At 66.7% G+C, this 13,924-nt stretch carries 16 protein-coding genes and 1 tRNA gene; 5 read left to right on the top strand and 12 right to left on the bottom strand.

The genetic code is table 11. From position 1 onward, the window contains the following. Positions 1 to 127 precede the first annotated feature (127 nt). From tuf to rpsL, 4 genes are all read right to left on the bottom strand, one after another. Positions 128 to 1,321, bottom strand: coding sequence for an elongation factor Tu (tuf, locus tag LRA89_RS14430; RefSeq protein ID WP_055756924.1), 1,194 nt, complete (start codon positions 1,319 to 1,321; stop codon positions 128 to 130). A 202-nt stretch (positions 1,322 to 1,523) separates the two neighbouring features. Continuing rightward, the gene (gene fusA, locus LRA89_RS14435) at positions 1,524 to 3,617 is read right to left on the bottom strand and encodes an elongation factor G (RefSeq protein WP_055756926.1); all 2,094 of its coding nucleotides are present in this window, start codon (positions 3,615 to 3,617) and stop codon (positions 1,524 to 1,526) included. 95 nt (positions 3,618 to 3,712) lie between these two features. Beyond that, entirely contained in the window at positions 3,713 to 4,183 is a 471-nt protein-coding gene (gene rpsG / locus LRA89_RS14440; protein WP_055756929.1) for a 30S ribosomal protein S7, read from the bottom strand. A gap of 89 nt (positions 4,184 to 4,272) precedes the next feature. Then, complete coding sequence (gene rpsL, locus LRA89_RS14445; protein ID WP_055757399.1) at positions 4,273 to 4,644, bottom strand: 30S ribosomal protein S12; 372 nt, start codon at positions 4,642 to 4,644, stop codon at positions 4,273 to 4,275. Positions 4,645 to 4,896: 252 nt separating this feature from the next. On the opposite strand from rpsL, the gene LRA89_RS14450 reads away from it, so the two are divergent. Continuing rightward, on the top strand, positions 4,897 to 5,376 hold the full coding sequence (locus LRA89_RS14450) for a hypothetical protein (RefSeq protein ID WP_230771247.1): 480 nt from the start codon (positions 4,897 to 4,899) through the stop codon (positions 5,374 to 5,376). A gap of 229 nt (positions 5,377 to 5,605) precedes the next feature. Here LRA89_RS14450 and LRA89_RS14455 read toward each other — a convergent pair whose 3' ends face one another. Continuing rightward, positions 5,606 to 6,676: an alpha/beta fold hydrolase gene (locus tag LRA89_RS14455; protein ID WP_230771508.1), complete on the bottom strand. Its 1,071-nt coding sequence runs from the start codon at positions 6,674 to 6,676 to the stop codon at positions 5,606 to 5,608. A gap of 51 nt (positions 6,677 to 6,727) precedes the next feature. Then, positions 6,728 to 7,000, bottom strand: a complete 273-nt coding sequence (locus LRA89_RS14460) for a hypothetical protein (RefSeq protein ID WP_055756933.1) — start codon at positions 6,998 to 7,000, stop codon at positions 6,728 to 6,730. Positions 7,001 to 7,113: 113 nt separating this feature from the next. On the opposite strand from LRA89_RS14460, the gene LRA89_RS14465 reads away from it, so the two are divergent. Beyond that, positions 7,114 to 7,767, top strand: a complete 654-nt coding sequence (locus LRA89_RS14465; protein WP_230771248.1) for a peptidylprolyl isomerase — start codon at positions 7,114 to 7,116, stop codon at positions 7,765 to 7,767. 37 nt (positions 7,768 to 7,804) lie between these two features. Here the strand turns inward: LRA89_RS14465 and LRA89_RS14470 are convergent, their stop codons facing one another. The 5 genes from LRA89_RS14470 to LRA89_RS14490 form a co-directional block, all read right to left on the bottom strand. Continuing rightward, complete coding sequence (locus LRA89_RS14470) at positions 7,805 to 8,428, bottom strand: glutathione S-transferase family protein (RefSeq protein WP_230771250.1); 624 nt, start codon at positions 8,426 to 8,428, stop codon at positions 7,805 to 7,807. Between the two features lie 51 nt (positions 8,429 to 8,479). After that, on the bottom strand, positions 8,480 to 9,355 hold the full coding sequence (locus LRA89_RS14475; protein ID WP_230771253.1) for a dienelactone hydrolase family protein: 876 nt from the start codon (positions 9,353 to 9,355) through the stop codon (positions 8,480 to 8,482). Between the two features lie 65 nt (positions 9,356 to 9,420). Beyond that, the gene (locus LRA89_RS14480; protein WP_230771256.1) at positions 9,421 to 9,687 is read right to left on the bottom strand and encodes a UvrB/UvrC motif-containing protein; all 267 of its coding nucleotides are present in this window, start codon (positions 9,685 to 9,687) and stop codon (positions 9,421 to 9,423) included. 31 nt (positions 9,688 to 9,718) lie between these two features. Next, positions 9,719 to 10,036 carry a DUF2218 domain-containing protein gene (locus LRA89_RS14485; protein ID WP_230771258.1) on the bottom strand — a complete coding sequence of 106 codons (318 nt, stop codon included), beginning with the start codon at positions 10,034 to 10,036 and terminating at the stop codon, positions 9,719 to 9,721. Beyond that, positions 10,033 to 10,605: a PadR family transcriptional regulator gene (locus tag LRA89_RS14490; RefSeq protein WP_329958518.1), complete on the bottom strand. Its 573-nt coding sequence runs from the start codon at positions 10,603 to 10,605 to the stop codon at positions 10,033 to 10,035. The genes LRA89_RS14485 and LRA89_RS14490 overlap by 4 nt, the downstream gene beginning before the upstream one ends. A 143-nt stretch (positions 10,606 to 10,748) precedes the next feature. Between LRA89_RS14490 and LRA89_RS14495 the strand changes: the two genes are divergently transcribed. From LRA89_RS14495 to LRA89_RS14505, 3 genes are all read left to right on the top strand, one after another. Further along, complete coding sequence (locus tag LRA89_RS14495) at positions 10,749 to 12,059, top strand: replication-associated recombination protein A (RefSeq protein WP_230771261.1); 1,311 nt, start codon at positions 10,749 to 10,751, stop codon at positions 12,057 to 12,059. Next, complete coding sequence (locus tag LRA89_RS14500; protein ID WP_230771263.1) at positions 12,056 to 12,919, top strand: hypothetical protein; 864 nt, start codon at positions 12,056 to 12,058, stop codon at positions 12,917 to 12,919. Before LRA89_RS14495 ends, LRA89_RS14500 begins: the two co-directional genes overlap by 4 nt. A 57-nt stretch (positions 12,920 to 12,976) precedes the next feature. Beyond that, positions 12,977 to 13,049 (top strand) — tRNA-Thr (locus LRA89_RS14505). A gap of 5 nt (positions 13,050 to 13,054) precedes the next feature. On the opposite strand, the gene LRA89_RS14510 is transcribed toward LRA89_RS14505, so the two are convergent. Further along, positions 13,055 to 13,699: a glutathione S-transferase family protein gene (locus LRA89_RS14510; protein WP_230771265.1), complete on the bottom strand. Its 645-nt coding sequence runs from the start codon at positions 13,697 to 13,699 to the stop codon at positions 13,055 to 13,057. Between the last annotated feature and the right edge of the window lie 225 nt (positions 13,700 to 13,924).

The raw sequence follows: 13,924 nt of genomic DNA on the forward strand, positions 1-13,924 counted from the left end.
CCGTTGGGACGGCTCTTGATTAACAACGAATGGTTAGTTGGATGACCCAGCTCGAAGCGAGTCGCCCTCATTAAATAGCAAACGGCCGCCCCCGTCGCCGGGAGCGGCCGTCAGTAGAGTCGCTATATTACTTGTCGATGCCGCTGACAACCCCTGCGCCGACGGTACGACCGCCTTCACGGATGGTGAAACGCTGACCGACGTCCATGGCGATCGGTGCGATCAGCTTCACGCCCAGCGCGACTTCGTCGCCCGGCATGACCATTTCGGTGCCCTCGGGCAGCTCGATCGTGCCGGTCACGTCCGTCGTGCGGAAGTAGAACTGCGGGCGATAGTTGGCGAAGAACGGCGTGTGACGGCCACCCTCGTCCTTCGACAGCACGTACACCGACGACTGGAAGTCGGTGTGCGGCGTGATCGAACCCGGCTTCGCCAGAACCTGACCACGCTCCACTTCGTCGCGAGCGACGCCGCGGATCAGCGCGCCGATGTTGTCGCCGGCCTGGCCCTGGTCGAGCAGCTTGCGGAACATTTCGACGCCGGTGACGACGGTCTTGCGGACCGACTCGTGGATGCCGACGATCTCGACTTCCTCACCGACCTTCACGATGCCGGTTTCAACACGGCCGGTGACGACGGTGCCGCGACCCGAGATCGAGAACACGTCTTCGATCGGCATCATGAACGGCTTGTCAAGCGGACGCTCCGGCTGCGGGATCGACTCGTCGACCGCTGCCATCAGCGCGAGAACCGCTTCCTTGCCGAACACGTCGTTCGAACCCGACAGTGCGCAGGTGGCCGAACCACGGATGATCGGAATGTTGTCGCCGTCGAATTCGCGCTTCGAGAGCTCTTCGCGGATTTCCATCTCGACGAGTTCGAGGATTTCCTCGTCGTCGACCAGATCGACCTTGTTCAGGAAGACGACCATGGTGGGAACGCCGACCTGCTTGGCGAGCAGGATGTGCTCCTTGGTCTGCGGCATCGGGCCGTCGGTGGCCGACACGACCAGGATCGCGCCATCCATCTGCGCGGCGCCGGTGATCATGTTCTTCACATAATCGGCGTGGCCCGGGCAATCGACGTGCGCATAGTGACGGGCGGCCGTCTCATACTCGACGTGCGCGGTCGAGATGGTGATGCCGCGCTCGCGCTCTTCCGGTGCCTTGTCGATGTTGGCGAAGTCGACGGCGACGCCGCCCGACGTTTCGGCCAGCACCTTGGTGATCGCGGCGGTCAGCGAGGTCTTGCCATGGTCGACGTGACCGATGGTGCCGATGTTCAGATGCGGCTTGTTCCGCTCGAATTTTGCCTTTGCCATTTTCCTACCTTCTGATTCGATTTCGGTGCCGCATCAGGGCAACGCGAAGGCGCGCCTTTAGCGGTTGTTTGGGGGGATTGCCAGCCCCTCGTGGGAGGGGGCCGACCGGAGAGTAAATCCCCGGTCGTCGGTCGAAGCGGCAAGCCGCTCCGCCGGCCGGCCTTCAGCGTCTCGGGGCTAAGCTTGCTTAGCCCCGTGCGCTTCAGGCCATCTTCGCCTTCACCTCATCAGCAACATTCTGCGGCACTTCGTCATAGTGCGAGAACTGCATCGAGTATTGCGCGCGACCCTGCGTGAACGAGCGGAGCTGGTTCACATAGCCGAACATGTTGGCCAGCGGGACCATCGCTTCGACCGTCTGCGCGTTGCCGCGGCTGTCGGTGCCCTGGATCTGGCCACGACGGCTGTTCATGTCGCCGATGACGTCGCCGAGATAATCCTCGGGGGTGACGACCTCGACCTTCATGATCGGCTCGAGCAGCTTGATGCCGGCGCGCTGCGCCGCTTCACGCATCGCGCCGCGCGCGCAGATTTCGAACGCCAGCGCCGAAGAGTCGACGTCATGGTACTTGCCGTCGATCAGGTGGACTTCGAAGTCGATGATCGGGAAGCCGATCAGCGAACCGGTCAGTGCCGTCTCGCGCATGCCCTTTTCCACCGACGGGATGTACTCGCGCGGGATGTTGCCGCCCTTGATCTCGTCGAAGAACTGGTAGCCGGTGCCGCGCTCGCCCGGAATCACCTTCACCTTGACTTCGCCGAACTGGCCCGAACCACCCGACTGCTTCTTGTGGGTGTAGGTCAGCTCGACCGGCTTGGCGAGATATTCGCGATACGCCACCTGCGGCGCACCGACGTTCGCCTCGACCTTGAATTCGCGCTTCATGCGATCGACGAGGATTTCCAGGTGAAGCTCACCCATGCCCTTGATGATCGTCTGGCCCGATTCATGGTCGGTCGACACGCGGAACGAGGGATCCTCGGCGGCGAGGCGATTGAGCGCGATGCCCATCTTTTCCTGGTCGGCCTTGGTCTTGGGCTCCACCGACAGCTCGATGACGGGTTCGGGGAACTCCATCCGCTCGAGGATGATCGGGTTCGACTGGTCGCACAGCGTGTCGCCGGTCGTCGTTTCCTTCAGACCCGCGATGGCGACGATGTCACCGGCGCGCGCCTCGTCGATGTCCTCACGCGAGTTCGCGTGCATGAGGAGCATACGGCCGATCTTTTCCTTCTTGTCCTTCACCGAGTTCAGATACCCGCCCTTGGTGAGGGTGCCCGAATAGATGCGGGCGAAGGTGAGCGTGCCCACGAACGGATCGTTCATGATCTTGAACGCCAGCAGCGACATCGGCGCATCGTCGGTGGCCGGACGCGAATCCGGGGTTTCGCCGTCGAGCTTCACGCCCTGCACGTCCGGGATGTCCAGCGGCGACGGCAGATAGTCGACCACGGCGTCGAGCAGCGGCTGCACGCCCTTGTTCTTGAACGCCGAACCGCACACGATCGGCACGAAGTTCATCGCCAGCGTGCCCTTGCGGATCAGCGCCTTGAGGTCGGCAACCGACGGCTCGTTGCCTTCGAGATAGGCTTCCATCAGGTCGTCGTCCTGCTCGACGGCCATCTCGATCAGCTCGCTGCGATACTTCGCGGCCTTCTCGGCCATGTCGTCCGGAATGTCCTGATATTCGAACTTGGCGCCCAGCGACTCTTCGAGCCAGATGATCGCGCGGTTCTCTACCAAGTCGACCAGACCCTTGAAGCCACCCTCGATACCGATCGGGAGATACAGGACCGCCGGACGCGCGCCGAGGCGTTCGATGATCGAGTCGACGCAGAAGTAGAAGTTGGCACCGGTGCGGTCGAGCTTGTTGACGAAGCACATGCGCGGCACGCCGTACTTGTCGGCCTGACGCCACACGGTTTCCGACTGCGGCTCCACGCCGGCAACGCCGTCGAAACAAGCGACCGCACCGTCGAGCACGCGCAGCGAACGCTCGACTTCGATCGTGAAGTCGACGTGGCCCGGCGTGTCGATGATGTTGATGAGGTGCTCTTCACCCTTGCCCTCTTCCGCGCGCCACTTACAGGTGGTTGCCGCCGAGGTGATGGTGATGCCGCGTTCCTGCTCCTGCTCCATCCAGTCCATGGTCGCGGTGCCTTCGTGCACTTCGCCGATCTTGTAGGACTTGCCGGTGTAATAGAGAATGCGCTCGGTCGTGGTCGTCTTGCCGGCGTCGATGTGCGCCATGATGCCGATGTTACGATACCGTTCGAGCGGATGGCTGCGGGCCATGGTCGTGCTTCCTTAGCAATGTGGGGAGCGAGGCATGACGCCCGCTCCCCACGATATAGGCGGTTAGATCAGCGGTGAAAAGCCACCGCCGAAGCTTACCAGCGGTAGTGCGAGAAAGCGCGGTTCGCTTCCGCCATGCGGTGCGTGTCTTCGCGCTTCTTGACCGCGTTGCCGCGGTTGTTGGCGGCATCCATCAACTCGCCCGACAGGCGCGCCGACATGGTGTTCTCGCTGCGGTTGCGCGCCGACGAGATCAGCCAGCGAATCGCCAGCGCCTGGGCGCGTTCGAAACGGACTTCGACCGGCACCTGATAGGTCGCACCGCCGACGCGGCGCGAACGCACTTCGATGTTCGGCTTCACGTTGTTCAGCGCATCGTGGAACACGCCCAGCGGATCACGCTTGGCGCGCGATTCGACGGTTTCGAACGCCGAATAGACGATGCCCTCGGCGACGGACTTCTTGCCGTCCAGCATGACCGAGTTCATGAACTTCGACAGAACCTCATCCCCGTATACGGGATCAGGCAGGATTTCCCGCTTTTCGGGACGACGACGACGAGCCATCAGATATTCCTTTAATCTTCAGCCGGTTCCCGAACCTGTCGGGGGCTTACTGGGGTAGGTGGATTTCACGCCGCCGATGCGGCGCGAAATCACTTCGGACGCTTGGCGCCGTACTTCGAACGCGACTGGCGGCGATCCTTGACGCCCTGCGTGTCGAGCACGCCGCGCAGGACGTGGTAGCGCACGCCGGGAAGATCGCGCACACGACCGCCGCGGATGAGCACGACCGAGTGCTCCTGCAGGTTGTGGCCTTCACCCGGGATGTAGCTGATGACTTCGCGCTGGTTGGTCAGGCGGACCTTGGCCACCTTGCGCAGCGCCGAGTTCGGCTTCTTCGGGGTCGTCGTGTAGACGCGGGTGCAGACACCGCGCTTCTGCGGGTTCTGGTCCATCGCAGGGACCTTCGACTTGGCCTTCTGCGGTTCGCGGCCCTTGCGGACCAACTGGTTGATCGTCGGCATGAAGCCCTTCACCTTATCTTGCGGTTACTTTGCCGGAGCCCTTCTTCATCAGAAATGCGCAAAGGCCGCGCGGGATTCTCCACGAGGCCGATGTCTCCAGCAATGTTCAGCTCTTGCCCACATGCAGGCTGGCGGCGCGGATACGAAGCCGACCCAGCGGGACAGGGCGGGCCTATATCGCGGACGCCCGCCAGCGTCAATGACGCCGCGCCCACAAGGAATTGGCAAGGGTTGCCGCGCTAGGGATAGACGATGCGCCCCGCCCCGCCCCTTTCCGCCGCCGCCACATGCAGTCTGGCACTGTGGCAGGCGACGCAGGCGAGCGGATTCGCGGCGGTGCCCGCGCCGGGGCTGTGGTGGCTGCTCGATCGATTCGGGATGGTGGCGCCGTTCGCCCATCTGCTGCCGGTGCTGGCCGCCGGATCGGTCGCGGTCGCGCTCACCCAGCCGCTGGCGCATGTCCGCCATGCGCGGCCATGGGCGGAGGCGGCGGCGCTGGCGATGCTGGCGATGGGCGTGTTGCTGCCGGTGCCGATCGCGCTGTTGGTCGCCGTCGTTCCGTTCGCACTATATGCGCGATCCGGGGCGATGGTCATTGCCTGCCTCATAGTGGCGATCGCGGTTCCCGTCCTTGGCCCGGCGGCGATCGGTATGGCGATGTGGCACCTGGCGGCCGCGCTGCGCCTGCCGGACTGTGCGAACGACAATGTGCGGATCGGGGCCGGCGCGTAGTCCGGCAGCGGCCCAAGGCCGATCGACATTCAGTCGGCCGTGAGGCCAGCGAAGAACATTTCCGTCACCCCGGACTTGTTCCGGGGTCCACAGTGCAGCGATCGATGCCGCTCGAAGCACTTGCGACAGCGTTCGCGGCCAGGTGGACCCCGGAACAAGTCCGGGGTGACGAAAGAGGGTGGTGTTTTCGACTACGAACTGCTCCGGAATGGCTGAATGTCGATCGGTCCTAGCGGACGTCGGTCCCCATCGCGCCCAGCAACGCGCGTTCGAACCGTTCGGGCACCTCGATCTGGGGGACATGGCCGACGCCCGCCAGCCGCACCAGCGTCGCGTTGGGCAACTGCGTCGCCAGCCGTGCCGCCTGCTGCGGGGCGGTTTCGAGATATTGCGCCAGCGTCGGCGATGCCTGTTCGCGACCGAAGGCGGTGCGGTCTAGCGTGCCGACGATCAACGTCATCGGCAGCTTGATCCGGCCCAGTTCATAGGCGACCGGCTGAGTATAGATCATCTCGCTGGTCTTGGCCTGTGCCATCGCCACCGTATCGCGCCCCTGCCCGACATACATCCCCGCCTGCATCCGCGCCCAGCGTTCATACGCCGGGGTCCAGGTGCCGTGATAATAGGTGTCGCGCTGATAGGCGCGGATGCTGGCCAGCGTCGTCGCGCGCTGATCCTGCAACAACCGGTCGATCGGGGTATAGGGAATGCCGTCGTCGGCGCGGTTCTTCAGCCCGATCGGGTTGACCAGCACCAGCCGTTCGACCCGGTCGGGATGGGCGAGCGCGAGGCGCAACGCCAGCATGCCGCCCATCGAATGGCCGACGATCACCGCCTTGGCGATGCCGCGCTCGGTCATCAGCCGGGTGGTGAGGCGCGCCATCTGGTGCAGGCTGTATTGCGCGGTGCGCGGCTTCGACGATTTGCAGAAGCCGATCTGGTCGGGCACCAGCACCCGCCAGCCGGCGGCGGCAAGCGTCCGGGCGGTGCGTTCCCAGCTATTGCCGCAGAAATTCTTGCCGTGGAGCAGTACGGCGGTGCGGCCGTTGGCGGCGGCGGTCGGGCGGATGTCCATATAGGCCATGCCCGCCGGCACACCGCCGACGCTGGTTTCCATTCGCATCAGCGGAAAGGGATAGGGAACGGTTTCGAGATCGGCACCGGTGTCGGCGACCGGCGGATCAGCCGGGACCGGCGCTGCCGTTACCGGCGCGCTCGCCAGTGCCGCCGTCAGGATGATCGCGCTCAGCATGTCCATCAACCCCATTCCCCCGCGCGCGTCGTCGCGCAGCAGGGGCATGGAGGTCAATCAATTTTCGTTGCGCGGCCGAACCGGCGCGGCAGGCCGTGGTCAGTTGGCAGTGTTGCCCATCTGCGCGTTCACCGCGTCAGGCGTGTTGCCCATCATCGCGTCGCCAGCAGCCGTCACCGAATTTTCGCCGGTATCCATCGGATTGATCGCGATCATCTCGTTGCCGACCTCGCCGTCGTTGCGGAAGGCGGCGTTGGCATAGGTATCGTTCAGCACGACGTTGCTGTCGTTCGTCACGGTGATCTCCTGCCCACCGCAGGCGGCGAGCAGCGCGAAAGCCGGAAGGGCGGCGGCGGCGAGGATTCGGGTCATGGGCGTGGCTCTCCTGAAAGTCGGGGTTCAGAACGTCGCGTCCCGCGCCGTCGTTCCCCGTGCGGCGACCCGCGATCCTTTCCCCTGCGGGCGGCAGGCGTTAGAGAGCGCCGATGCGTATCCTGTTCGCCGCCCTGTCGCTGGCCCTGCTGGCACCTGTCCCCGCCGCCGCCCAGTCCGCCACCCGGGCGACGCCGGGCTATATCCGTGTCCGGTTCGACACCTCGGCCGGGCCGATCATCGTCGCGCTCGATGCGAAGCGGACGCCGGCGACGACGAAGAACTTCCTCGCCTATGTCGACGACGGGCGGTTCGACGATACGGTGTTCTACCGCTCGGCCCGACGCAAGAGCGACCCGAAGCTGGGCTTCGTCCAGGGCGGCATCCGCACCGACGCGCGGCGCATCCTGCCGCCCTTCCCCCACGAACGCACCGACAAGACCGGAGTGCGTCACGTCGACGGTGCGATCTCGATGGCAAGGCGGCCCGAGGCCAATTCGGCGGGGGGCAATTTCGTGCTGCTGGTCGGCGCAATGACGAGCATGGACGCCAAGGGCGATTTCGACGGCTATGCCGCGTTCGGGCGGGTGGTCGGTGGCATGGCGACCGTCAAAAAGATCCTCGCGGTGCCGACCGGCGGCGGCCTCGACGCGATGAAGGGGCAGATGATCCTCGATCCCGTCCGCATCCTGCGCGCCCGGCGGCTGGACGGCACCCCGCGCCCGACCGGACTTCCCAAGGTCTGGCTCATCAACATCAAGCGGTGAGGCAGGCGCGGCACCGGCCGCGCCCGCCACTCCCCTGTTACGCTGCCTGCATGTCGGCCATTGCCGCATCGTCCAGCGCGCTCGCGCGGACATGCGCCGGCCGGTCGACCAGCCGGCCGAGATAGGCCATGAACGCATCGAGCTTCGGCAGCGAGCCGAATTGCGTTCCCCACATCACATGCGAGCCGACATAGACGTCGGCGGCGGTGAAGCGGTCGCCGGCGATATAGGGATGCGCGGATACCGCCGCTTCGAGCACCGCGACGACCCGGTCGTATTCGCCATAACCGACCATGCGCTGCTGGTCGCTCGTCGGGACCACCCCCAGCGACCGGTTGGTGATCGCCGCCTCGACCGGGCCGGCGGCGAAGAACATCCAGCGGTAATAGTCGGCACGCTCGTCGGCGCGCGGGGCGAGGCCCGCCTGTGGAAAGGCATCGGCGAGATAGGCGCAGATCGCGGCGCATTCGGTGACGACCCGTCCGTCGTGAACGATCGCCGGCACCTTGCCCATCGGATTGACCGCCAGAAAGGCGTCGTCCTTCATCGTGCCGCCATAGCCGAGCATTTCGACCCCGTAGTCGGCGCCGACTTCCTCCAGCATCCAGCGCGCGATCCGTCCGCGCGACATCGGGTTGGTGTATAGCGTCAGTCCGGTCATGGTCGGCTCCCTTCTCAAACAATTCGGTTGGAACGGAAGTGGAACATAATGCTATCGCGCGTCAAGTTCGTGACGCAGGAAGGCGACGGTCCGCTCCCATGCCAGCGTGGCGGCCGCGGCATCGTAGCGCGCCGCCGACGTATCGTTGTTGAAGGCATGGTCGACGCCCGGATAGACATGGGTCGTCGCCCGCTTGGCCGCCGCGCGCAGGGCGTCGCCCCATGGGATGGCCGTCGTGTTGACCCGCGTGTCCTTGCCCGCCAGTTGCAGCAGCAGCGCGGCGCGGACCTTGCCCGCCTCGGCCGGATCGGGCGCGGGGCCATAATAGGAAACGCCGGCGGTCAGCGCCGGATCGGCGACCGCCAGCCGGTTGACGAACGCCCCGCCCCAGCAGAAGCCGACCGCGCCGGTCCGGCCGTTGCCGCTCGCCTGTTTCCGCGCCTTCGCCAGAAACGCCTTGGCCTGTGACAGCGCCAGATCATAGTCGATGCTGCCGATCAGCGTGCGGGCGCGATCCTCGTCGGCCGGGGTCCCGCCTTGGGGGGCGAGGAAATCGGGCGCGATCACGCGGAAGCCGGCGAGCGCCAGGCGGCGGGCGACATCCTCGATATGCGCGTTCAGCCCGCGATTTTCGTGGATCACCAATATCGTCGGTCGCCGTCCGCCCGATGCCTTGGGCGCGGCGAAATAGGCGGTCGCTGGTGCCCCGGCTTCGGTGCCGCTGGCCCGCGCCGCCTCGATCCGAGGATCGTCGGTCTTCACCTGCTGCGCTGCTGCCGGAGAAGCAGCGATGCTGGCGACCAGCGCCTCGGCCGCCGCGACCGATCCGGCCAGCGCGACCATCTCCTTCATGAACGCGCGGCGGTCGCGGTGATCGTGGGTAAAGGCATCGTAGAGTGCGATGGCACGGTCGCGCAGGTCGGTCATGGCCGTCTCTCCCAGGGAATGGCGGGAGGCTGGCACAGACCGGACGATCGGGAAAGCGGCGATGGCTATCGCTTGCGCATGACCATCGGGTCGGGTTTGGGCGGCGGCTTCCAGCCGGCAGGCGGCTCGACCCGTTGGCGGCTGGTGCCAAGCCCCATCGCCCCCGGCTGCTGGCGGGTCAGCCCGGCGGTTTCGGCGGCACGCGCGGCATCGGCCTCCGCACCGCCGCGCAGCAGCGCGATCCGGTCACGCAACTGCCGCGCCCGCTCGAAATCGAGCGCGGCGGCGGCGGCTTCCATCTCGGCGCGCAGGGATTCGATCGTCTCGGTCATGCGAGGCAAACGCACGACCGGGACGAACGGATCAGCGCCAGTCGAAGGTCAGCGCACCTTCGCGAAAGGCGAATCGGTCGAGGTGGCGGGCAACGGCGCCCTCCAGCGCGGCGAGCTGTTCGCCGGAGGTCGCGTCGATGCGGACGGTCAGCGCGTCGGCGCCGGCGTCGAACGTCACCAGCGCGTCGCCCGGATAGTCGGCACCACGCGCATCCTTGGGAAACACTACGGTGCCATGGTCAGGGGTGAACTCGACGGTCAGGTTGTGCTGCCAGTGCTTGCAGAGCTGCTGGAGATAGCGGCTGGCATTCGGGGTCTGGACGGTTGCGGTGCCGGTATGCGTGCTCATAGCCGTTCGACCTTCTGCGCCGCGTCGTCGAGGATCGCGGCGACCGCATGGAGCGTGTCAGGATCGATCTCGCTGCCGCTCAGCCGGTGGTGGATCGCGGCGCGAAGATTGGCCTTGGCGCGGTGGATCGGGCCACCGTCGGTGCGGGCGTGGCGTTCGCCCAGCGCCTGCAACCGGGCGAACAACTCGGCGACCTGCGCCGACGCTTCGGCGAGATGCGTGTGTCCCGCTTCGGTCGCGGCGAAGCGCTTGCGCGTGCCCTCGGCGGCCTGTTCCTCGGTCAGCCCCATGTCGGTCAGCAGCGTGAGCGTGGGATAGACGACGCCGGGACTCGGCGCATAGGCCCCGCCGCTCAACGCCTCGACCGCCTTGATGAGTTCATAGCCGTGGCGGGGTTCGTCGGCGACGAGGCGCAGCAGGAGCAGCCGCAGTTCGCTGCCATCGAAGATGCGCCGCCCGCCGCCGCCGCCGGGACGACCGCCCCGGCCCATCGGCCAGTCGCGACCAAATGGTCCGCCGCGTGAAGGATCGCCGCGACCGGCGGCGTGATGGTGATGATGTGAAAACATGAGGTTCCTGTCGATTGTCATAGCGCCAAGATATATCTTGATCGCTTCGCGGCAAGTAGGTCCAAGATATATTTTCGCTGCATCGTTCGTGCGGCGTACCGCATCTGCTTGGCCGCCGGACGCGCCGCGCCTACATGGTGGACATGGCCGACCTTTTCGCCGACTTCGCGCCCCCTGCCCCCGAACCGGTCTCCGACGGGCCGCTGGCCGACCGGTTGCGACCGACCTCGCTCGGCGAGGTGGTGGGGCAGACGCATCTGACCGGTCCCGATGGCGCGATCGGGCGGATGGTCGCGGCGGGGCGGCTGTCGTCGATGGTGTTGTGGGGGCCGCCCGGCACCGGCAAGACCACGATCGCACGGCTGCTCGCGGCGGCGGTGGAGCTGCGCTATGCCCAGATTTCGGCGGTCTTTTCGGGCGTCGCCGATCTCAAAAAGGTGTTTGCCGAGGCGCGCGACCACGGCCGGCTGGGCAAGCGGACGTTGCTGTTCGTCGACGAGATCCACCGGTTCAATCGCGCGCAGCAGGACGGGTTCCTGCCGTACGTCGAGGATGGCACCGTCACGCTGGTCGGGGCGACGACCGAGAATCCGTCGTTCGAGCTGAACGCCGCGCTGCTCAGCCGGGCGCAGGTGCTGATCCTCCACCGGCTGGACGCGGGCGCGCTCGCCGAGTTGCTGGCGCGGGCGGAAGCTGTCGAGGGACGCGCCCTGCCGCTCGACGAAGCGGCGCGCGCCGCGCTGATCGCGAGCGCTGATGGCGACGGGCGGTTCCTGCTGAACCAGGCCGAGACGTTGTTCGCGATCCGGCTGGACGCACCGCTCGACCCGGCGGGGCTGTCGGCACTGCTCCAGCGGCGGGTGGCAGTGTACGACAAGGACCGCGAGGGGCATTACAACCTCATCTCCGCGCTGCACAAATCGCTGCGCGGATCGGACCCGCAGGCGGCGCTCTATTATATGGCGCGGATGCTGAGCGCGGGCGAGGAACCGCTCTACGTGCTGCGGCGGCTGACGCGGTTCGCGTCGGAGGACATCGGACTCGCCGACCCGCAGGCGCTGGTGCAATGCCTTGCCGCCAAGGACGCCTATGACTTTCTCGGCAGTCCCGAGGGCGAACTGGCGATCGTGCAGGCGTGCCTCTACTGCGCCACCGCGCCCAAATCGAACGCGGCGTACACGGCGCAGAAGGCGGCGTGGAAATCGGCACGCGAGACGGGATCGCTGATGCCGCCGCCATCGATCCTGAACGCCCCGACCCGGCTGATGAAGGACATCGGCTATGGCAAGGACTATGCCTACGACCATGACCATGCGGACGGGTTTTCCGGCGCGGATTACTGGCCCGAAGCAATGGCGGCGCAGCGCTTCTATGAACCCAGCGGACGCGGGTTCGAGCAGCGGATCGCCGAGCGGATGACATGGTGGGACAAGCGCCGCCGGACGGGGGAGTGAGGTCACGCTTCACCCGCTTCGCCGGGATCGACTGGTCGGGACAGGCGGTGGCGCGGCCCAGGGGGCTGGCGGTGGCGGTGGCCGGGGTGGGAGACGATGCCCCGGTGCTGGTCGAGCGGCCGGGCGGGTGGTCGCGGGATGACGTGTGCGACTGGCTGCTGGCGACACGCGACGACGTGCTGATCGGGCTCGACCTGTCGCCCGCGCTGCCGTTCTGCGACCATGGCGGCTATTTCCCGGGGTGGGATGCCTCGCCCGGCGACGCGAAGGCGCTGTGGGCGATGGTCGACGCGCTGGCGGGCGACGATCCGCATCTGGGAGTATCGTCGGTCGTGGCGCATGGCGAGATCGCCCGGCATTTCCGCCAACGCTTCGCGTGTGGCGATCGATTCGAGGCGGGACGCGGGCGGTTGCGGGTGTGCGAGGTGGCGCAGCGCGCGGCGGGGCTGTCGCCGACCAGTTGCTTCAACCTGATCGGCGCGGCGCAGGTCGGCAAGTCTAGCCTGACCGGGATGCGCGTGCTGCACCGGCTGGGTGGACAAGTACCGGTGTGGCCGTTCGATCCGGTGCCTGAGCGGGGGCCGGTGATCGTCGAAATCTATACCACCATCGCCGCGCGGGCGGCGGGGGTGCGGCCCGGGCGGAGCAAGCTGCGCGATGCCCCGGCGCTCGACGCCGCGCTGGCGGTGCTGGGCAGCGCGGGGCATGCGCCGCTCGTCCGCTATGACGATCATGCGACCGATGCGTTGCTCAGCGCGGCATGGTTGCGGCGGGCGGCCGATGCCCCGGCGTTGTGGGCGCCAGCGGGGATGACGCCGGCGGTCGCGCGGACCGAGGGGTGGACGTTCGGCATCGGCTGACCTTCCGGTTCGGGATTGACCACGGCGCGCGGCAAATCTAACGCAAGGGTCCGGTTAGCCGGTTTAGCTCAGATGGTAGAGCAGCGGTTTTGTAAACCGAAGGTCGCGGGTTCGATTCCTGCAACCGGCACCGGATCATGCATAGGCATAGGTCCCCCCCTTCGCGAGCGCCGCCTGATAGGCCGGGCGAGCGTGGATGCGATCGAGCCACGCGATGGTGCGCGGGCGGGTGGCGTCGAGGCCGGCGCGGCTGCGCGCGGCTTCGAGCGGGAAGCTCATCATGATGTCGGCGGCGGTCATCGCGTCGCCGGCGAACCAGTCGTTCGCCGCCAGATGCGCCTCGACATAGTCGAGATGGACATCGATCATCGGCTGCACCTTCCTTTGCGCGGCCTTGCCGAGCAGCGGCACGCGGCCGAGGACCAGCTTGAGGAGCAGCGGCGGCATCAGCGAGCCTTCGGCATAATGGAGGAAGTGGCGATAGTGCAGCGCCGCGCGGCGATGGCGCGGGATGCCGAGCCGGCCGTCGGCCTTCTCGACCAGATATTCGACGATCGCCCCCGTTTCCGCCACCACCAGCGGGTCGCCGGGGACGCCGGCGTCGCCGTCCTCGATCACCGGCGACTTGCCGAGCGGATGGATGCGACGCAGTTCGGGCGGGGCGAGCATCGTCGCCTTGTTCCGCTGATAGTGGCGTACGGCGTAGGGCATGGCCAGTTCCTCGAGCAGCCAAAGCACGCGCTGCGAGCGGGAGTTTTCGAGGTGGTGGACGGTAATCATCGGCGGGCCTCCCCGGGGCATAGGATTCGACAGGGCAATGCGGCAAAGCGGAAAGCGTTGCACGGCGCGCCGGGCGAGGCGCAGCGAAGCAGCGCCGCGCCACGCCGGCGGCGCTGGCAGCGCCGTCCGACGGCACGGGCTTTGCCCGTGGCAGGTGTTGGCTGCGGGTGGAACTGCTGTCCGCCGAGGGCCGCAGCGTTGGCGTGTATGGATTCCGGCCTTCGC

Origin of the sequence: Sphingomonas sp. Leaf4 (assembly GCF_920939515.1) — a bacterium.
Lineage (GTDB): Bacteria > Pseudomonadota > Alphaproteobacteria > Sphingomonadales > Sphingomonadaceae > Sphingomonas.